Here is an 18,792-nt window from a genome sequence, read left to right on the forward strand (position 1 = left end):
ACAGAGGAGTGACAACATGTCTCAGGTTGAGAACAAAGCCGGCGTCAAGCCGCAGGATCTGTCGATGGAAAACTGGGTGGAGTCGCGCATCGCTCGTTTCGAAGGCCGCAAATACGACTGGAACGCGCTGAAATTCCAGGCCGATTTCGACCCGAAATACCGCCGTGCGCAGATGCGCTACATCGGCACCGGCGCCACCGGCGTGGCCAGCGACGCCAACACCATTCCGGCGGGCAATTTCACCTTCTCCACCATGGTGTTGCCGTCGAAGTGCGAGGGCCCGTTGCACCTGCACGACGACGTGGAAGAAGTGTTTTTCATGCTGAAAGGCAGCATCACGCTGATGATCCAGGATGGCGAAGAGTATTACGAAACCAGGCTGAAAGAGCGCGATTTGATCTCGGTGCCGGCGGGCGTGTATCGCGGCCTGTTCAATCACGGCGAGGAAGAGGCGCTGATGTGCGTGATGCTCGGCACCGCCAAGCCGGAGATCCCGACTTATCCGGCGGACCACCCGCTGTCCAAAGTGAAGCGTAACTGATGAACGGCCTGGCGCAACGCCAACGGGCGCGCTGCGGGGCGTATACCCTGAGCTGGCGCGAGGCCGGGCAGGGGCGGCCGGTGGTGTTGCTGCACGGCATCAGTTCCGGATCCGCCTCGTGGATCAAGCAGTTTAACGACAGCGGCCTGACGGACGGCCATCGTCTGTTGGCGTGGGACGCGCCGGGCTACGGCGGCAGCCTGCCGTTGGCGGATCCGCAGGCTGACGCCGCCGGTTATGCGGCGGCGTTGGCGGCGCTGATTGATGAGCTGCAGCTGGCGCAGCCGCTGATCGTCGGCCATTCGCTGGGAGCGCTGATCGGCAGCGCCTACGCCGCCGGCTATCCGGACGGGCTATGTGGGCTGGTGTTGGCGGATCCGGCGCAGGGCTATGCCGCGGCGCCGGAGGAAAAACGCCGACAGGTGTACGGCCAGCGCCAACAGATGATGGAGACGCTGGGGCCGGTGGGCTACGGCGAGCAGCGGGCGGCGGCCTTGCTGCGCGAAGGTGCGGATCCGCAGGATATCGCCTGGGTGCGTAACGGCATGCAGCAGCTCGATCCCGACGGTTTTCTGAGTGCCGCCTGGATGCTGGCCAACGATGATATTGGCCGCTATCTGGCGCGCTATCGCGGCCCGCTGGAAGTGTGGTGCGGTGAACAGGATCGCATTACGCCGCCGGAGAAGGCGGCCGAGCTGGCGCGTGAGCAAGACGCGACGCTGCGCCTGATTGCCGCCGCCGGTCACGCCAGCTACCTCGATGCGCCGGCGTGTTTCAACCGCTATCTGCGGGATTTTACGGGAGCAATCCAACGATGAATTTTCAGCTTGAGGATCGGGTGGCGGTGGTGACCGGCGGCTCATCGGGCATCGGTTTCGAAACCCTGAAACTGCTGCTGGCCGAAGGGGCGAAGGTGGCGTTCTGCGGCCGCGATCCGGACAAACTGGCCGGCGCGGAGGCCAGCCTGCGCGCGGACTTCCCGCAGGCGGAGATCCTGGCGCTGCGCTGCGACGTGCTGGATGCGCAGCAGGTGGCGCAGTTCGCCGCTCAGGTGACGGCGCGTTTCGGCGGCGTGGATCTGCTGATCAACAACGCCGGTCAGGGCTTCGTCGCCCACTTTGACCAGACGCCGCGCGAAGCCTGGCTGCATGAGGCAGAGCTGAAGCTGTTCGGCGTGATCAACCCGGTGCAGGCGTTTTTACCGGCGCTGGAACGATCGGATATCGCGTCTATCACCTGCGTGAACTCGCTGCTGGCGCTGCAGCCGGAAGAACACATGATCGCCACCTCGGCGGCGCGCGCCGCGCTGCTCAATATGACGTTGACGCTGTCGAAAGAGCTGGTGGGCAAAGGCATTCGGGTTAACTCGATCTTGCTGGGGATGGTGGAGTCGGGCCAATGGCGCCGCCGTTTCGACGATCGCAGCGATAAAGATCAAAGCTGGGAGCAGTGGACGGCGGCGATCGCCGAACGCCGCGGCATCCCGATGAAGCGCCTCGGCAAGCCGCAGGAACCGGCGCAGGCGCTGCTGTTCCTCGCTTCGCCGCTGGCTTCCTTTACCACCGGCGCGGCGCTGGACGTTTCCGGCGGCTTTAACCGCCATGTGTAACAGGGGCCGAAAAAGATGAAGAAGATCATGATGATTGGCTATGGCGCGATGGCGAAGGAAGTGATCGCCCGTTTGCCTGAAGGCGTGGAGGTCGGCTGGATCCTGGCGCGCGCAGCTCATCATGCGGCGATCGATGAGGCTTTTGCTGGGCGCGTGCAGGCACTGACCCATCCGGAGCAGTGTTCGCAGCGGCCGGATCTGGTGCTGGAGTGCGCCAGCCAGCAGGCGGTGGCGGAGTTTGGCGAAGCGGTGCTGCAGCGCGGCTGGCCGCTGGCGCTGATCTCGACCGGCGCGCTGGCGGACGCCGCATTGCAACAGCGGTTGCAGCAGGCCTGCCGCAGCCATCACGGGCAGCTGATCGTGCTGTCCGGCGCGGTGGCGGGCATGGACGGGCTGGCGTCGGCGCGCGAAGGCGGGCTGGAAAGCGTGACCTATCAGGCCAGCAAGAGCCCGGCCAGCTGGCGCGGCAGCCCGGCGGAGCAGCTGATCGATCTCGATGCGGTGCGTGAAGCGCAGGTATTTTTTGAAGGGTCGGCGCGTGAAGCGGCGCGTTTATTCCCGGCCAACGCCAACGTGGCGGCCACCATTGCGCTCAACGGCCTGGGGATGGATGCCACTCGGGTGCGCCTGCAGGTCGATCCCGCCACCCGGCGCAATACCCATTGGCTGCAGGTATGCGGCGACTTTGGCGAGTTTCACATCGAGCTGAGCGGCACCCCGCTGGCGAGCAATCCCAAAACATCAACCCTGGCGGCGCTGAGCGCGGTACAAGCCTGCCGCCGTCTGGTGGACGGCGGTTTTATTGCCTGAACGGCAGGAGCGGAGCATGGAACGATTGAATATTTTTGTCGCCGGGCGCTGGCGTGAAGGGCGCGGCGAAGAGATGGCTTCGGTATTCCCGGCCGACGGCAGCGTCAACGCGCGGCTGCGCGCCGCTAACGTCGAGGATGTCAACGAGGCGGTTGAGGCGGCGGAAAAGGCCTGGCGCGCGCCGGAATGGCGTGGGCTGGTGCCGCACCAACGCGCCTCAATTCTCTACCGCGTCAGCAACCTGATTCTGGCGCAGCAGGAACAGCTGGCCGAGCTGCAGACGCGCGACAACGGCAAACCGCTGGCGGAAACCCGCGGCCTGGTGGCCAGCGCGGCAGCGACCGCGCGTTACTTCGCCGCCGCTTGCGAGGTGTTGGAAGGCGAGCTGCCGACCCCGCGCAGCGCCGAAGTGATGACGCTCAGTCAGTATCAACCGATGGGGGTGATCGCCGCCATCACGCCGTGGAACTCACCGATCGCCAGCGAAATGCAGAAGGTGGCGCCGGCGCTGGCGGCGGGCAACGCCGTGGTGCTCAAACCGGCCGAAGCCACGCCGCTGATGGCGCTAAAGCTGGCCGAGCTGTTCGAACAGGCGGGGCTTCCTGCCGGGCTGCTCAGCGTGCTGCCGGGCAAAGGTTCGGTGATCGGCGAGGCGTTGGCGCGCCATCCGCTGGTGAAAAAGATCGCCTTTACCGGCGGGACCAGCACCGGGCGCCATTTGGCGCACATCGCCGCCGACAAGCTGATCTCCACCTCGCTGGAATTGGGGGGCAAATCGCCGACCATCGTGCTGGAGGACGCCGATCTTGAGCAGGCGGCGCGCGGCATCTGCTACGGCATTTTCAGCTCCGCCGGGCAGGCCTGCATCGCCGGCTCGCGGTTGTTCGTGCATCGTTCGCTGTATCAGCCGCTGCTGGCGCGCTTGACCGAACTGACGGCGGGGCTGCGCATCGGCAACCCGCTGGTGCCGGGCGTGCATCTCGGCCCGCTGATCAGCGCCAAACACCGGCAAAGCGTGGCGGACTACGTGGCGCTGGCGCGGCAGGAGGGCGGCCGGGTGGTCATCGGCGGTGAAGCGCCGGCCGATCCGCAACTGGCGAGCGGCAGCTATTACCTGCCGACCATTATTGAAGGTTTAAACAACGACGCCCGCGTCTGCCAGGAGGAGATCTTCGGGCCGGTGCTGGTGGCGCTGCCGTTCGACGACGAGCGACAGCTGATCGAACAGGCCAACGACTCGGTGTACGGCCTGGCGGCCGGCATCTGGAGCCGCGATTTCCCGCGGGCGATGGCGCTGGCGGAGCGGCTGGAAACCGGCACCGTCTGGGTCAACACCTACAAAACGTTCTCGATTTCCACGCCGTTCGGCGGTTTCAAAGAAAGCGGGCTGGGCCGCGAAAAGGGCCTGAACGGCATCAAGGCCTACATGCAGCAGAAAAGCGTGTATCTGGCGCTGAGCCATCAGGTGAACCGCTGGAGCGACTAGGCCAACACCTCTACGCATAACCCTAATAACGACTACCCTAAGAAGGCAGATGATGAGCGATAAAATCACGGTTGGCGAGGCGATAGCCCGGACTCTGGAACAGTACGCGGTGTCGGCGATGTACGGCATCATTTCGATTCATAATCTGCCGATCGCCGATGCGGTGGGGCAGCGCGATAAAATTCGTTTCGTGCCGGCGCGCGGCGAAGCGGGCGCGGTCACCATGGCCGATGCGCATGGGCGCTTCTCCGGCCTGGGCGTGGCGTTGACCAGCACCGGCGCCGGCGCGGGCAACGCGGTGGGGGCGATGATTGAAGCGCTTAACGCCAACACGCCGCTGTTGCATATCACCGGCCAGGTAGAAAAAGCCTATCTGGACGCTGACGCCGGGTTTATTCATGAAACCCGCGATCAGCTCGGTTTTCTGCGCGCCTGCTCCAAGCGCGCCTACCGGGTCAATTCGCCGGAACAGGCGGTGGCGGTGATCCAGCGAGCGATCCTGGATGCGCAAACCGTGCCCTGCGGCCCGGTGGCGGTCGAGATCCCGATCGATATCCAAAGCAGCCTGGTTTCCCGCTCGGTGCTGACCGAAGCATTGGCGCCGGCGCCGCTGCCGAAGGCGGACGATGCGGCGGTGGAGCGGCTGCATCAGCGGCTGAAACAGGCCAAGCGCCCGTTGCTGTGGCTGGGCGGCGGCGCGTTGGCCTGCGGCGATGCGGTGCGCAAGCTGGCGGACGCCGGCGTGGCGGTGATCTCCAGCACCCACGGGCGTGGCATTCTGCCGGACAGCCATCCGCGCAGCCTGCGGGCGTTCCACAACTCGCCGAGCATCGAGGCTATCCTGACGCAGTGCGACCTGACGCTGGTGGCCGGTTCACGGCTGCGCAGTAATGAAACTCGCACCTGGACGCTGCCGCTGCCGCGCCCGCTGGTGCAAATTGACATCGATCCGGCGGCGGCCAACCGCAACTACCTGGCCGATGAGCAGATCAATGGCGACTGTGCGGCGCTGCTGGCCGCGCTGGCGGCGCGGCTGAGCCCCGGCGAGAAGGTCAACGCAGAGTGGGATGCCGAGATCGCGGGGGCGGTGCAGCAGGCGGAGAGCGCGTTGCGTCAGCAGTCCGGTGAATACGCCAAACTCAACGACGCCATCGACGCCGCGCTGCCGCAGGACGGATTGCTGGTGCGCGATATCACCGTATCCGGCAGCGTCTGGGGCAGCCGTTTGTTCCGCGCGATCTCGCCGCTGTGCAACATTCACTCGCTGGCCGGTGCTATCGGCATGGGGCTGCCGATGGCGATCGGCACCGCGATCGCCAACCCGCAGCGCAAGGTGGTGGGGCTGGTGGGCGATGGCGGTTTGGCGCTGGGCCTGGGGGAACTGGCGACCATGGCGCAGGAACAGGTGAACATCACCCTGCTGATCATGAACGACGGCGGCTATGGCGTGATGCGCGGCATTCAGGACAAGTATTTCGCCGGGCGCCAGTATTACAACGAGCTGCATACGCCGGCCTTTACTCAAATAGCCGAAGCGATGGGGCTGAAAGCCTGGAAGGTCGAGGCGGCGGCGCAGTTCAACGGCGTGCTGGCCGAAGCGATCAACTACCCGGGGCCGTCGGTGGTTGAGGTGGACATGAAGCAGGTCGGGCCGCTGACCTTCGCCGGGCCGCCGCAGAAAACCCTGTATTGATACGATAAAAAACGCCCGGCGGTTGCCGGGCGTTCTCGTTGTTATTTCTCTGCCGCGATGCGATCGCGAATGTGCTGCGCGCGCGCTTGGGAAGACGGGTGATCGTCGAACATGCTGCTCTGACGGCCGGCTTCCATTTGGGCCAGTTTTTCGAAGCTGGTGGCCAGGCCGTTCGGATCGATGCCGCGCTTTTTCAGCAGATCGAACGAGTAATCATCCGCTTCGCTTTCCTGCTTCTGCGAGAACTGGGCGCTGACCAGCTTCTCGCCGATGTCCGCCAGCTGCGACTGCGACAGCGAGCCGATAACGCCGCCGGCGGAGGACGCCGCGGTGCGCAGCGCCACGGTGCCGTAAGCCACCTGCATCGCTTTACGGGTGTGGCCCAGCGCCACGTGGCCCATTTCGTGGCCCAGCACGCCTTCCACTTCGTTGTCGTTCATCATGTCCATCAGCCCGCTGTAGACGCGGATACAGCCGTTGGCCATCGCCCAGGCGTTGACGTCTTTGGTCACGTAGACCTTATAGTTGGCCGGGGTGCCGTTGATGTTGTCGCCCAGCGCCGCAGCGATTTTGTTGAGACGCTTGGCATAGGTGCTGTCGGCCGGCGCGATTTGTGCCTTGCTGTCCATCTCGGCGCAGGATTTATCACTCAGGGCCTTAACGTCGTTGTTGCTCAGGGTCGCCGCCTGGAACGCCTGCGCGCCGGACTGCATCAAGGTTTCGGTATTCAGGTTTTGACAGCCGGTTGCCAAGGTAGCAATGCCCAACGCAATCAAAGAGGTACGGATCTTCATAACGCCATCTTCCTGTGAAGGTAACAAGGTAAAAGAGTCATTTTGCTTGGAGGAAATCTTGTCGCAAGAGCCTAGTGTACGCCAGCCAAGGCGAGAATAGTGTTATTCCGAAAAAGCGTCCAATCGTGCTAATAAGTGGTGAACTCGCTCTCATTTGGCATTAGGGATTGCCGTTGTGATGTGGAGTCTGAGAAAATAGGGAACTTGACTGCTTTTTTTATCCGACCTGGAGTAAAACATGTCCTCTCGTAAAGAGCTTGCCAACGCCATCCGCGCACTCAGCATGGACGCCGTACAAAAAGCAAATTCCGGCCACCCGGGGGCCCCTATGGGCATGGCGGACATCGCCGAAGTCCTGTGGCGTGACTACCTCAACCACAACCCGACTAACCCGCACTGGGCTGACCGCGACCGTTTCGTGCTCTCCAACGGCCACGGCTCCATGTTGATTTACAGCCTCCTGCACCTCACCGGCTACGACCTGCCGATGCGCGAGCTGGAAAACTTCCGTCAGCTGCACTCCAAAACCCCAGGCCACCCGGAGTACGGCTACACCCCGGGCGTTGAAACCACCACCGGTCCGCTGGGCCAGGGCATCGCCAACGCCGTCGGCTTCGCCATCGCCGAACGCACCCTGGCGGCGCAGTTCAACCGCCCGGGCCACGACATCGTCGACCACCACACCTACGCCTTCATGGGCGACGGCTGCATGATGGAAGGCATCTCGCACGAAGTCTGCTCCCTGGCCGGCACCCTCAAGCTCGGCAAGCTGACCGCCTTCTACGATGACAACGGCATCTCCATCGACGGTCACGTCGACGGCTGGTTCACCGACGACACCGCCCTGCGTTTCGAAGCCTACGGCTGGCACGTGGTGCGCAACGTCGACGGCCACAACCCGGACGCCATCAAGGCCGCGATTGAAGCAGCCCGCAAGGTGACCGACAAGCCATCGCTGCTGATGTGCAAGACCGTTATCGGCTTCGGTTCGCCGAACAAGGCCGGCACCCATGACGTGCACGGCGCTGCGCTGGGCGCCGCCGAAGTGGCCGCCACCCGCGAAGCGCTGGGCTGGAAATACGCCGCCTTTGAAATCCCGCAGGACATCTACGCCCAGTGGGACGCCAAAGAAGCCGGTCAGGCTAAAGAAGCGGCCTGGAACGACAAGTTCGCCGCCTACGCCAAAGCTTTCCCGGAGCAGGCTGCCGAGTTCAAGCGCCGCATGAACGGCGAGCTGCCGGCTGACTGGAAAGCCGACGCCAAAGCGTTCGTGGAAAAACTGCAGGCCAACCCGGCCAACATCGCCAGCCGCAAGGCGTCGCAGAACGCGCTGGAAGCGTTCGGCAAGGTGCTGCCGGAGTTCCTGGGCGGCTCCGCCGACCTGGCGCCGAGCAACCTGACCATGTGGTCCGGCTCGAAAGCGCTGAACGTTGACCCGGCGGGCAACTACATTCATTACGGCGTGCGCGAGTTCGGCATGACCGCCATCACCAACGGCATCGCGCTGCACGGCGGCTTCCTGCCGTACTCGGCGACCTTCCTGATGTTCGTGGAATACGCCCGCAACGCGGTGCGCATGGCGGCGCTGATGAAGCTGCGCAACGTGTTCGTCTACACCCACGACTCCATCGGTCTGGGCGAAGACGGCCCGACCCACCAGCCGGTGGAGCAGCTGGCGAGCCTGCGCGTGACCCCGAACATGAGCACCTGGCGCCCGTGTGACCAGGTGGAATCGGCGGTGGCGTGGCAGTACGGCATCGAACGCAACGACGGCCCGACCACCCTGGTGTTCTCGCGCCAGAACCTGACCCAGCAGCCGCGCACCGCAGAGCAGCTGGCGAACGTGTACCGCGGCGGCTACGTGCTGAAAGACTGCGCGGGCACGCCGGACGTTATCCTGATTGCCACCGGCTCCGAAGTGGGTATCACGGTGGAGGCGGCGGACAAACTGACCGCGGCGGGCCGCAAGGTGCGCGTGGTGTCGATGCCGTCGACCGACGCGTTCGATAAGCAGGATGCGGCGTACCGCGAGTCGGTGCTGCCGGCAGCGGTAACGGCGCGCGTGGCGGTGGAAGCGGGTATCGCGGACTACTGGTACAAGTACGTGGGCCTGAACGGCGCTATCGTGGGCATGACCACCTTCGGTGAGTCGGCGCCGGCGGAGCAGCTGTTCGCCGAGTTCGGCTTCACCGTGGACAACGTGGTGGCCAAGGCGCAGGCGCTGCTGAAGTAAGCGGCCTGGCGCCAGCCGATAAAAAAGCCGGTCATCATGACCGGCTTTTTTTATGGGCGGAAATCGCGATTACGACGCGGCCTTGACGCTTTCGGCGCTGCGCAACCGGTCGTAAGCCGCCGCCAGCAACAGCACCAACAGCGTAGGCTGCAGCCAGACCAGACCCTGCTCGGCCAGCGGCAGCTTATCGAACCAGGCGGGCAGCAGGCCGCTGAAGCTTGAAGCCTTCAGGCCATCGGCCAGGCCGAACACCAGGCTGGTAGCGATCACCGGCGCGAAGACGCGTCTGGCGCTGCGCCAGCGGTTCTGGCTGAAGCTGAGCAACACCAGCGCGATGCAAGGCGGGTAGATCGCCGTCAGTACAGGCAGTGAGACGCGGATCAGATTGGCCAGCCCCATGTTGGAAACCAGCATGGCGAAGAGGGCGAGGATGACCACCAGCGCGCGATAAGAGAGCGGCAGGTAGCGGGAGAAGAAGTCCGCGCAGGCGCAGGTCATGCCGACCGCCGTCACCAGGCAAGCGATGAACATCAGCACCGCCATAAAGACGCTGCCCAGATCGCCGAAGGTGTGCTGCACATAGGCGTGCAGGATCGCTGCGCCATCCTGAGCACCGCTGCCGATCAGGCTGCCGCTGCCGGCGCCGAGCTTGAACATGCAGATATAGACCAGCGTCAGGCCGACGCCGGCGATCAGGCTGGCCCACAGGGTGTAGCGCAGCAGCAGGCCGCTGTCGCTGACGCCGCGTGAGCGGGCGGCGGTGACGATAATCGAGCCGAACATCAGCGCCGACAGCGTGTCCATGGTTTGATAACCCTGCACGAAGCCGGTGGAAAACGCCGCGGCCTGATAGCTGCCGACGGCGGAGACCGGCGCACCGGCGGGCCACACCAGGGCGGCGATGCCGAGCGCGGCCAGCGCCAGAATTTTCAGCGGCGCCAGAATATGGCCGACGTTATCGAGCAAGCGGCCGGGATACAGCGACACAACCATCGCCAGGGTAAAGAACAGCAGGCTGTAGATGAACTGCGGCAGGGCGCCGTTGCCGGTGAAGGGCGCGATGCCGAGGGCGAAAGAAACATTGGCGGTTCGCGGGGTGGCGAACAGCGGGCCGAGCGCCAGATAGCAGACGGTCGCCAACAGCAGGCCGGCGGTGCGGCCGATGGGGCCGGTCAGCAGGCTGATGCTGCCGCCGACGCGCGCCAGCGCGATCACGGCGATCACCGGCAGAGCGACGGCGGTCACCATAAACCCGAGTGCGGCCGGCCACAGATGTTCACCGGACTGCAGCCCCACCAGCGGGGGGAAAATGATGTTGCCGGCGCCGACAAACAGGGCGAAGGTCATAAAGCCCAGGGCGATAATGTCTTTCGGGGATAAACTCTTGGTCATAACGGTATGGCACTGCCTGTATTCATGAAATAAACGGCCTGGCTGCGAAATGAAGCGCTGCAGAAGGAGGCGCGTGGGGCTGCGTACGCCCGCAAAAATTTTCGTCCGGCAGGATATAATAATTCGGCGACAAAAACCTGATTAATACAGCGCTGTTTATCCTGGCGTGAACCGGCTGCACAGAGGGATCATGGCGGCCGACCCGGCAGCGCGTTAGCGCGCCACCCTGTCTATCGACAGCGGAATTTCGATGTGCGGCTTGAAAGAGACGTGGCCGTCTTCGACCGGTTTACGGGGGAAAAAGATCGGCATATCGCGGGTCGAATGCCGGCTTTGTTCTGACGTTGCAGGGTCGCCATCGTACAGCGAATTCGCCTGCTGCGGCGTTCTCGCCTGGCCGAATAGTTTGCGACAGGAAGCGCCGTAAAGCCCGCGCCGCCGGGCGTGGGTATTGACTGAAAAACGTCCAACCTCACAAAACCGAAAGATAACAAGCAACGCCGTTGCCTCGTCGCAATTATTAACTGTATGTTAATTTTTGGTTTATTAAATGTGATCTGGGGATGGATGATGATGAAAAAAATCAGCGCTACCGTGGCTGCAATCACCTTACTGGGCTCCGTTTCCGCCTATGCGGCCTTCCCGGCGGGCTACCCCGCCGACTACCAGAAACTGGTCGACGGCGCGAAGAAAGAAGGCAAGGTGGTGATTTACTCGACCACCGACACCAAGGCGGCGGCGCCGCTGATCCAGGGGTTCGAGGCGTTGTATCCGGGCATCAAGGTCGAATACAACGACATGAACAGCACCGAACTGTATAACCGCTTTATCAGCGAGCAGGCGGCCGGCGGCACCAGCGGCGACGTGGTGTGGAGTTCGTCGATGGACACCATTTTGAAACTGGCGGGCGATTACGCGCAGGAATACGCCTCTCCCGAGCAGGCTCAACTGCCGAAATGGGCGGTATGGCAAGATAAGGTGTATGGCACCACCTATGAGCCGGTGGTGTTCATCTATAACAAACGCTTGATCCCGCAGGGCGATGTGCCGGATTCGCACGCGGCGTTGGCCAAGCTGATCGCCAGCCAGACGGACAAATTCAAGAAGAAAGTCACCACTTACGACATCGAAAAATCCGGCGTCGGCTTCATGCTGTCGGTGCAGGACTTCAAGGCCGATCCCAACTACTTCAAAACGCTGGCCGACGTGGCCAAGGGCGGGCTGGCGGTGCAATCCTCAACCGGCACCATGATGGAACGCGTTTCTTCCGGTGAAAACCTGATCGGCTTCAACATCCTCGGTTCGTACGCCGAGGCCCGCGCCAAGAGCGATCCGTCGCTCGGCATCGTCTATCCGAAAGACTATACCCTGGTGCTGTCGCGCGTGAGCTTCATCAGCAAAGAAGCCGGTCACCCTAACGCCGCCAAGTTGTGGTTCGACTACGTGCTGTCGGAGAAAGGGCAAAATATTCTCGCTAATCAGGCTGATATCCCTTCGATCCGCAACGATGTCGAAGGCAAGAACGACATCGACGGCATGACCAAGCTGCTGGGCAACGCGCTCAAGCCGATCCCGGTCGACGACAGCCTGCTGGAGTATCTGCAGCCGGCCAAGCGTCTCGACTACATCAAACAATGGCGCGCCGCCGCGGCGAAATAACAGGGACTGCATTCGGACGCGCGCCTGACATACAGGCGCGCGCCCTTTGGTCGTCGTTTACAACCATAGGGAGCATTTATGCAAGCATGGCGCAGAAAGTGGCAGAGCCTGCCGCGCGGCTTGGTGGTGTTGATAACCGCGCTGGTTATCTATGTCCCCCTGTCGTTTATCATCATTCAAAGCTTCCTCTCGGCTCCGTTTTTCTCTCCCTCCAAGGTCTTCAGCCTGGAGGCCTTCGAGTTCATCTTTACCGATCCGGATTTCTACAAGGCGCTGAGAAGCGGCTTTATTCTGGCATTCGGCCTGGTGATCATCGCTATCCCGCTCGGCGGCATTTTGGCCTTCCTGATGGTGCGCACCGATCTACCGGGGCGGCGGATCATCGAACCGCTGATTTTGGTGCCGATCTTCGTGTCGCCGATGGTGCTGGGCTTCGGTTACGTGGTGGCGGCGGGGCCGGTGGGCTTCTTCTCGCTGTGGGCGGAGGCGCTGCTGGGCTTCGTGCCGTGGAACATCTATTCGATGGCCAGCATCGTGGTTATCGCCGGGTTGACGCACGTGCCCCATGCCTACCTGTACATCTCCTCGGCGCTGCGCAGCGTGGGCTCCGACGTTGAAGAAGCGGCGCGCACTGCCGGCGCTACGCCGCTGCAGGTGATGACCGCCGTCAGCCTGCCGATGGTGCGGCCGTCTATCTTGTACGCCGGGGTGCTGCTGTTCTTCCTCGGGCTGGAGGTGTTCGGCCTGATGCTGGTGTTGGGCGATCCGGAAGGCAACCTGGTGCTGGCGACCTACCTGTATCAGTTGACCAACAAGCTGGGCACGCCGTCTTACCACCTGATGGCGGCGGTAGCGGTGGTGCTGATCTGCATCACCATTCCGTTGGTGATGCTGCAGCGCAGGCTAATGCGTACCGCCAACCGTTTCGTCACCGTCAAGGGCAAAGCCTCGCAGGCGCGCGCGTTGCCGCTGGGCAAATGGCGCTGGGTGGCCGGCGCGGTGGTGATGTTCTGGCTGACCGTGACCATCGGCGTGCCGCTGATCGGCGTGGTGCTGCGCGCCTTTATCTCCAACTGGGGCGTGGGCGTGTCTGTCTGGGACGAACTGTCGATCAACACCTTCCGCACCATCTGGGCGCAGCCCAACCTGCTGCGCGCCATCGTCAACTCGATGGCGATCGGGGTGATCGGCGGGGCGCTGGCGGTCGCGTGCTATCTGTTTATCGGCATCGCGATGCACCGCAAGCCGGACGGCGCCACGCGCTTCCTCGACTACAGCGTGCTGGTGCCGCGCGCGGTGCCGGGGCTGTTGGCCGGTTTGGCGTTCCTGTGGGTGTTCCTGTTCCTGCCGATGTGGCTGGATAAATCGCTCAAGGAAGGCTGGCTGTCCGTGCTGCCGATGGCCGAATGGCTGCGCGAGAACGTGATCGTCTGGCTGCGTTCGCTGCGCAGCACCATCTTCAGCGTCTGGCTGGCCTACACCGTGGTGTGGATGGCCTATGGCCTGCGTCTGATCTCTTCCACGCTGCTGCAGGTGGGGCCGGAACTGGAGGAAGCCGCGCGCAGCGCCGGCGCCAGCCGCGGCCAGATCACCCGACACGTTACCATTCCGCTGTCGCGCTACGGCCTGATCGGCTCCTGGCTGCTGATGTTCCTGATCTTTGAACGCGAATATTCCACCGGGGTGTATCTGCTGTCTCCGGGCACGGAAACCATCGGCTCGATGCTGGTTTCCCTGTGGGCCGCGGGCGCCATCGATATCGTCGCCGCGCTGTCGTTCATCAATATCCTGCTGGTGGTGCTGGGGCTGGGGATCGCTTTGCGCTTTGGAGTGAAATTACATGATTGAACTTTCGGTAGAGAACCTGCATTTGACCTATGGCGACAACCCGGTGCTGAAAGGGGTGTCGATGGATCTGAAACGGGGCGAAGTGGTCTCACTGCTGGGCCCGTCGGGCAGCGGCAAAACTACGCTGCTGCGGGCGGTGGCCGGGCTGGAGAAGCCGAGCCAGGGGCGAATCGTCATCGGCGACAGCGCGGTTTACAACGGCAGCGCGCGCAGCGAAATTCCCGCCGAAGAGCGCAACCTGGGGCTGGTGTTTCAGTCCTACGCCCTGTGGCCGCATAAAACGGTGTTTGAGAACGTCGCTTATCCGCTGAAGCTGCGTAAGACCGCCTCGGCGGAAATCGCCCAACGGGTACAGGCGGTGCTGGATCAGCTCGGGCTGGGGCATTTGGCCAAGCGCCATCCGCACCAGCTCTCCGGCGGCCAGCAACAGCGGGTAGCGATCGGCCGTGCGCTGGTCTACAACCCGCCGGTGATCCTGCTGGATGAGCCGCTGTCCAACCTCGACGCCAAGCTGCGCGAAGAAGCGCGGGTATTTCTGCGCGAGCTGATCATCAAGCTCGGTCTGTCGGCGCTGATGGTGACCCACGATCAGAACGAGGCGATGGCCATTTCCGATCGCATCCTGCTGCTCAATAACGGCAAAATCGAACAGCAGGGCACGCCGCAGGAGATGTACGGTTCGCCCGCCACGCTGTTCACCGCCGAATTCATGGGCAGCAACAACCGGTTGCCTGGCAAGATCGTGGCGCTGGAAGATGGCCGGGCGCGCATCGAAGGTAAGGATTGGGCGCTGTGGGGCAAAGCGGGCGAAGGCGTGCAGGTCGGGCAGGAGGGCACGGCGGTGATCCGCGTGGAGCGCGTGCGGTTGGGTGAAGATCCACAGGGTAATCAGCTTGAGCTGCCGTTGCTGACCAGCATGTATCTCGGCGATCGCTGGGAATACCTGTTCCGCACCGTGGCCGAAGATTTCGTGGTACGCGCCTATGGCCACGAGGCGCGCGATCGGGCGCTGTGCCGGCTCTCCCTGCCGGCCGAGCATCTGTGGATATTCCCGAAAGCTTAACCAGGACGCCCGCCGTTGCGGGCGCTCCTTTTACAAATCCAGCACCAGCCGGCTGCCTTTGGCGCGCGAGCAGCAGATCAACAGGGTCTGCTGCGCCGCGCGTTCTTCCTCGCTGAGATACTGATCGCGGTGATCGGCTTCCCCTTCGACGATGCGGGTTTCGCAGGTGCCGCAAATGCCTTCGCGGCACAGGCACTCGACCTTGGCCGCCTTGCTGTTTTCCAGCGCCTGCAGGATGGTCATGTCTTGCGCCACTTCAAGCTCAATACCCGATCGAGCCAGCACCAGCGTAAAGGCGCCGCCCGCCGTGTCTTCGGCGGCAAAGGCTTCGCTGTGCAAGCGACCGGCATCGATACCCCGTTCGGCGGCGATCCGGTAGACCGCTTCGTTCAGCGCCGCCGGGCCGCAGACGTAGATATGGGCGCCGGGTTCCACATCGGCCAGCGTGCGCGCCAGATCCAACCGGCCGCCAAGGCTGGAGACATGGCAACTGACGTTGTCTGCGAACGGCGCTTGCATCAGCTGCTGCTGGAAGGCGTTGTGCTCTTCACTGTGGAAGCAGTAGTGCAGATGGTAGCGTTGGCCGCTGCGTTGCAGCTCATGCAGATGAGCCATAAACGGCGTGATGCCGATGCCGCCGGCGATCAGCACGTGATGTTGCGCTTCCGGCGCCAGCGCGAACAGGTTATTCGGGGTGCTGATGGTCAGCGTATCGCCGACCGCCAGCCGGTCATGCATGAAGTCGGAACCGCCTTTGGAAGGAGACTCGCGCCGAACGGCGAACTGGTAATGCTCGAGTTCGAACGGTGAGCTGAGCAGCGAATAGGCGTTGCTGTAGCGCTGCTCGCCGTCCTGCATTTGCACGATGATGTGGCTGCCGCCGCTGAAGGCAGGCAGCGGCCGGCCTTGCGGATCCGTCAGGGTAAAGCGCTTGACCCGTGCGGTGACGGTTTCGATGTCGACGACGCGGACATCAAGCATCTGATAGCTGGTCATTCATTGGCTCCAAAGCGCGGGCGTCCCCGCGCATGAAAAAGTTATACCGCCTGGCACAGGTATTTGAGCTCCAGATAGTCTTCGATGCCGTATTCGGAGCCTTCACGCCCCAGCCCCGACTGTTTCACCCCGCCGAACGGCGCCACCTCGTTGGAGATAAGCCCGGTATTGATGCCGACCATGCCGTACTCCAGCCGTTCCGAAACGCGCCAGATGCGCGCCGCATCACGGGTGTAGAAGTAAGCGGCCAAGCCGTAAATGGTGTCGTTGGCCTGGCGGATCGCCTCGGCTTCGTCATCGAATATCACCAGCGGCGCGACCGGGCCGAAGATCTCTTCTTCCAGCAGCAGCGAGCCGGGCTGCACGTCGCCCAGCACCGTCGGGGTGAAGAAATTGCCGCCCAGCGCGTGCGGCGTGGCGCCGGTCAGCACCTGAGCGCCTTTGCTCAGTGCGTCATCGAGCAGCTCCAACACCTTATCGCGCGCCTTGCGATTGATCAGAGGGCCAATCTGTACGCCGGCTTCGAAGCCGTTGCCGACCTGCAGTGCCGCCACGCGGGCGACAAACTTCTCGGCGAACTGCGGGTAAACGCCGCGCTGCACGTAGAACCGGTTGACGCAGACGCAGGTCTGCCCGGCGTTGCGATACTTGGCGATCAGCGCGCCTTCCACCGCGGCATCGATGTCCGCATCGTCAAATACGATGAACGGCGCGTTGCCGCCCAGCTCCAGCGACACTTTCTTGATGGTGTCCGCGCTCTGGCGCATCAGCAGCCTGCCCACCGGTGTGGAGCCGGTAAAGCTGAGTTTGCGCACCTGCGGGTGGCGAGTCAGCTCGGCGCCGATCGCCTGCGAATTGCCGGTCACCACGTTGAACACCCCGGCGGGAATGCCGGCGCGTTCGGCCAGCTCGGCCATCGCCAGCGCCGAATAAGGGGTTTCGTTGGCGGGTTTGACCACCAGCGTACAGCCGGCCGCCAGCGCCGGCGCAGCCTTGCGGGTGATCATCGCCGCCGGGAAGTTCCAGGGCGTGATCGCCGCGCACACGCCGATGCCCTGTTTCAGCACCATCAGGCGTTTATCGCTGCTCGGCGAAGGAATGATGTCGCCGTTGGCGCGCTTGGCCTGTTCGGCGAACCATTCGATAAAGGAGGCGGCGTAGCGGATCTCACCCAGCGATTCCGCCAGCGGTTTGCCTTGCTCCAGCGTCATCAGGTTGGCCAGATCCTGCTGGTGTTCCAGCATCAGTTCAAACCAGCGCCGCAGCAGCTGCGCGCGCTGTTGCGCCGGCAGCGCGCGCCAGCCTTCCAGCGCCTGCTGGGCGGCGTCGATCGCCCGTTGGGTTTCGGCCGTCGCCATGTTGGGCACGCTGCCGATGAGTTGGCCGGTGGCGGGATCGCTCACCGGCAGGGTTTCCTGGTTGTCGGCGTCGCGCCATTGGCCGTTGATATATGCCTGTTGGCGGAATAGCGCCCGATCGGAAATTTTCACAAGAACCTCACAAGTCAGGGGAAAGGGGCCCGCGGGCCCCGTCGCATCAAGGTTGATAAACCTGCGCCAGCAGGTTGTGGAAGTGGGCGATGCCGTGTTCGCTGACGCCGCTGCCGGCGCCGTCGGCCATGATGCGCCCCTGGCCGCGATAGCCGCGCGACTTCAGGCCTTTTTGCACGCTTTCCACCAGCCGCAAATCTTCCGGGCGGAACACGTCGCGGTACCAGTCGATCAGTTTGAGCTGTTCGTCGCTCAAATCGGTGTTGGTGAAGTAGATGTCGTAGTGCTGCAGGGTGGTTTCCGCATCGACCGGGAACTCATAGATCACCGTCATCATGCCTTCCAGCGGCGGCATGTTGAACATGGTGCACGGCCACAGCCAGATGCCGTGGAAGCTGGATTCTTTGCCCTCTTCAAACTTGAACGACTGCTCGGAGGGACGGGCGTAGCCGAACTGCAGCGTCCAGTTGCCGTGCAGGGTGTGCCAGTAGCGATCGACCTGCACCGAGTCGGCGAAACCGGGATGCGCCGGGCCGCAGTGGTAGCACTCGAGGTAGTTGTCGACGATGTTCTTCCAGTTGGCCGGGGTGCGGGTGACGAAGCGTGCCGCCAGCTTGAGGTCGTCGACCTGCGGGCAGGCTTCGCGCACTTTGGCGCCGAGGCCCGGCAGCTGGTCTTCCACCGTGCCGGCCTGCGAGTCCAGGTTGACGTAAATAAACCCGGCGTACTCTTCGACCCGCACCGGCATCAGGTGCGAGTTTTCCTTATCAAAGTTCTGCACGTTTTCACAGTTGCGCGCGTGCGCCAGCTCGCCGTCCAGCTTGAATGCCCAGGCGTGATAAGGGCAGGTGATGACGTTTTTCGCCCGGCCGTCGCCCGCCAGCAGTTGGTGGCCGCGGTGCGGGCAGACGTTGTAAAAGGCGCGCAGCACGTTATCGCGGCCGCGCACCACCAGAATGTTTTCACCGATGATCTCGCGGGTGATGTAGTCGTTCGGTTGGGCAAGCTCGCTGCGGTGCGCCACGCAGATCCAACTGGTGGCGAACACCTGCTCTTTTTCGTGCTCGAACGCCGCCTGGTGGGTGTAGAACCGGGCCGGTATGGTGTAGGCCTCGCGTGCGTCGGCGCAGAAATCTTTCGGTAAGGTAAATTCAGGGATCAGAGTGCTCATAAGTTAA

General features: G+C 63.3%; 16 protein-coding genes. 10 read left to right on the top strand and 6 right to left on the bottom strand.

What is annotated here, in order from left to right; translation table 11 throughout:
- Window positions 1–16 precede the first annotated feature (16 nt).
- The 6 genes from HWW83_RS14100 to HWW83_RS14125 are packed head-to-tail and all read left to right on the top strand — an operon-like array spanning window position 17 to window position 6,139.
- Entirely contained in the window at window positions 17–541 is a 525-nt protein-coding gene (locus HWW83_RS14100; protein WP_004937634.1) for a cupin domain-containing protein, read from the top strand.
- Window positions 541–1,359 (top strand): alpha/beta fold hydrolase, encoded by an 819-nt coding sequence (locus tag HWW83_RS14105; RefSeq protein WP_046687779.1) that lies wholly within the window; start codon window positions 541–543, stop codon window positions 1,357–1,359. The genes HWW83_RS14100 and HWW83_RS14105 overlap by 1 nt, the downstream gene beginning before the upstream one ends.
- On the top strand, window positions 1,356–2,150 hold the full coding sequence (locus HWW83_RS14110) for an SDR family oxidoreductase (protein ID WP_033644722.1): 795 nt from the start codon (window positions 1,356–1,358) through the stop codon (window positions 2,148–2,150). Before HWW83_RS14105 ends, HWW83_RS14110 begins: the two co-directional genes overlap by 4 nt.
- 15 nt (window positions 2,151–2,165) lie before the next feature.
- Entirely contained in the window at window positions 2,166–2,960 is a 795-nt protein-coding gene (locus tag HWW83_RS14115; RefSeq protein WP_047573730.1) for an aspartate dehydrogenase, read from the top strand.
- Window positions 2,961–2,976: 16 nt separating this feature from the next.
- Entirely contained in the window at window positions 2,977–4,446 is a 1,470-nt protein-coding gene (locus tag HWW83_RS14120; protein ID WP_046687776.1) for an aldehyde dehydrogenase, read from the top strand.
- 52 nt (window positions 4,447–4,498) lie between these two features.
- Entirely contained in the window at window positions 4,499–6,139 is a 1,641-nt protein-coding gene (locus HWW83_RS14125; protein WP_025304194.1) for a thiamine pyrophosphate-binding protein, read from the top strand.
- A 41-nt stretch (window positions 6,140–6,180) separates the two neighbouring features.
- Here the strand turns inward: HWW83_RS14125 and loiP are convergent, their stop codons facing one another.
- A complete protein-coding gene (loiP, locus tag HWW83_RS14130) occupies window positions 6,181–6,933 on the bottom strand; it encodes a metalloprotease LoiP (protein WP_033654702.1) in 753 nt (250 codons plus the stop codon).
- Between the two features lie 238 nt (window positions 6,934–7,171).
- On the opposite strand from loiP, the gene tkt reads away from it, so the two are divergent.
- A complete protein-coding gene (gene tkt, locus HWW83_RS14135; RefSeq protein ID WP_046687602.1) occupies window positions 7,172–9,166 on the top strand; it encodes a transketolase in 1,995 nt (664 codons plus the stop codon).
- Between the two features lie 69 nt (window positions 9,167–9,235).
- On the opposite strand, the gene brnQ is transcribed toward tkt, so the two are convergent.
- Window positions 9,236–10,558: a branched-chain amino acid transport system II carrier protein gene (gene brnQ / locus HWW83_RS14140; RefSeq protein ID WP_033644726.1), complete on the bottom strand. Its 1,323-nt coding sequence runs from the start codon at window positions 10,556–10,558 to the stop codon at window positions 9,236–9,238.
- A 213-nt stretch (window positions 10,559–10,771) separates the two neighbouring features.
- Window positions 10,772–11,056, bottom strand: a complete 285-nt coding sequence (locus HWW83_RS14145) for a hypothetical protein (RefSeq protein ID WP_108681945.1) — start codon at window positions 11,054–11,056, stop codon at window positions 10,772–10,774.
- A gap of 72 nt (window positions 11,057–11,128) precedes the next feature.
- Here HWW83_RS14145 and HWW83_RS14150 point away from each other — a divergent pair, with 72 nt between their 5' ends.
- The 3 genes from HWW83_RS14150 (at window position 11,129) to HWW83_RS14160 (ending at window position 15,128) form a co-directional block, all read left to right on the top strand.
- Window positions 11,129–12,217 (top strand): ABC transporter substrate-binding protein, encoded by a 1,089-nt coding sequence (locus tag HWW83_RS14150; protein WP_176589378.1) that lies wholly within the window; start codon window positions 11,129–11,131, stop codon window positions 12,215–12,217.
- Window positions 12,218–12,295: 78 nt separating this feature from the next.
- Entirely contained in the window at window positions 12,296–14,065 is a 1,770-nt protein-coding gene (locus HWW83_RS14155; protein ID WP_033644727.1) for an ABC transporter permease, read from the top strand.
- On the top strand, window positions 14,058–15,128 hold the full coding sequence (locus HWW83_RS14160; RefSeq protein WP_033652192.1) for an ABC transporter ATP-binding protein: 1,071 nt from the start codon (window positions 14,058–14,060) through the stop codon (window positions 15,126–15,128). Before HWW83_RS14155 ends, HWW83_RS14160 begins: the two co-directional genes overlap by 8 nt.
- 30 nt (window positions 15,129–15,158) lie before the next feature.
- On the opposite strand, the gene HWW83_RS14165 is transcribed toward HWW83_RS14160, so the two are convergent.
- Genes HWW83_RS14165 through HWW83_RS14175 form a run of 3 tightly spaced genes read right to left on the bottom strand, consistent with a single transcriptional unit; the run spans window position 15,159 to window position 18,785 of the window.
- Window positions 15,159–16,124, bottom strand: coding sequence for a PDR/VanB family oxidoreductase (locus HWW83_RS14165; RefSeq protein ID WP_089192231.1), 966 nt, complete (start codon window positions 16,122–16,124; stop codon window positions 15,159–15,161).
- A 41-nt stretch (window positions 16,125–16,165) separates the two neighbouring features.
- On the bottom strand, window positions 16,166–17,614 hold the full coding sequence (locus tag HWW83_RS14170) for an NAD-dependent succinate-semialdehyde dehydrogenase (protein WP_033644731.1): 1,449 nt from the start codon (window positions 17,612–17,614) through the stop codon (window positions 16,166–16,168).
- A 46-nt stretch (window positions 17,615–17,660) separates the two neighbouring features.
- Window positions 17,661–18,785 (bottom strand): aromatic ring-hydroxylating oxygenase subunit alpha, encoded by a 1,125-nt coding sequence (locus HWW83_RS14175; RefSeq protein ID WP_025304183.1) that lies wholly within the window; start codon window positions 18,783–18,785, stop codon window positions 17,661–17,663.
- Window positions 18,786–18,792: the final 7 nt, after the last annotated feature.

Origin of the sequence: Serratia ureilytica (assembly GCF_013375155.1) — a bacterium.
Taxonomy (GTDB): Bacteria; Pseudomonadota; Gammaproteobacteria; order Enterobacterales; family Enterobacteriaceae; genus Serratia; species Serratia ureilytica.

Excerpts from the sequence above, each read along its gene's own strand:
- HWW83_RS14100 (WP_004937634.1), top strand. The coding sequence starts at position 17 with ATGTCTCAGGTTGAGAACAAAGCCGGCGTCAAGCCGCAGGATCTGTCG.
- HWW83_RS14105 (WP_046687779.1), top strand. The coding sequence starts at position 541 with ATGAACGGCCTGGCGCAACGCCAACGGGCGCGCTGCGGGGCGTATACC.
- HWW83_RS14110 (WP_033644722.1), top strand. The coding sequence starts at position 1,356 with ATGAATTTTCAGCTTGAGGATCGGGTGGCGGTGGTGACCGGCGGCTCA.
- HWW83_RS14115 (WP_047573730.1), top strand. The coding sequence starts at position 2,166 with ATGAAGAAGATCATGATGATTGGCTATGGCGCGATGGCGAAGGAAGTG.
- HWW83_RS14120 (WP_046687776.1), top strand. The coding sequence starts at position 2,977 with ATGGAACGATTGAATATTTTTGTCGCCGGGCGCTGGCGTGAAGGGCGC.
- HWW83_RS14125 (WP_025304194.1), top strand. The coding sequence starts at position 4,499 with ATGAGCGATAAAATCACGGTTGGCGAGGCGATAGCCCGGACTCTGGAA.
- loiP (WP_033654702.1), bottom strand. The coding sequence starts at position 6,933 with ATGAAGATCCGTACCTCTTTGATTGCGTTGGGCATTGCTACCTTGGCA.
- tkt (WP_046687602.1), top strand. The coding sequence starts at position 7,172 with ATGTCCTCTCGTAAAGAGCTTGCCAACGCCATCCGCGCACTCAGCATG.
- brnQ (WP_033644726.1), bottom strand. The coding sequence starts at position 10,558 with ATGACCAAGAGTTTATCCCCGAAAGACATTATCGCCCTGGGCTTTATG.
- HWW83_RS14150 (WP_176589378.1), top strand. The coding sequence starts at position 11,129 with ATGATGAAAAAAATCAGCGCTACCGTGGCTGCAATCACCTTACTGGGC.
- HWW83_RS14155 (WP_033644727.1), top strand. The coding sequence starts at position 12,296 with ATGCAAGCATGGCGCAGAAAGTGGCAGAGCCTGCCGCGCGGCTTGGTG.
- HWW83_RS14160 (WP_033652192.1), top strand. The coding sequence starts at position 14,058 with ATGATTGAACTTTCGGTAGAGAACCTGCATTTGACCTATGGCGACAAC.
- HWW83_RS14165 (WP_089192231.1), bottom strand. The coding sequence starts at position 16,124 with ATGACCAGCTATCAGATGCTTGATGTCCGCGTCGTCGACATCGAAACC.
- HWW83_RS14175 (WP_025304183.1), bottom strand. The coding sequence starts at position 18,785 with ATGAGCACTCTGATCCCTGAATTTACCTTACCGAAAGATTTCTGCGCC.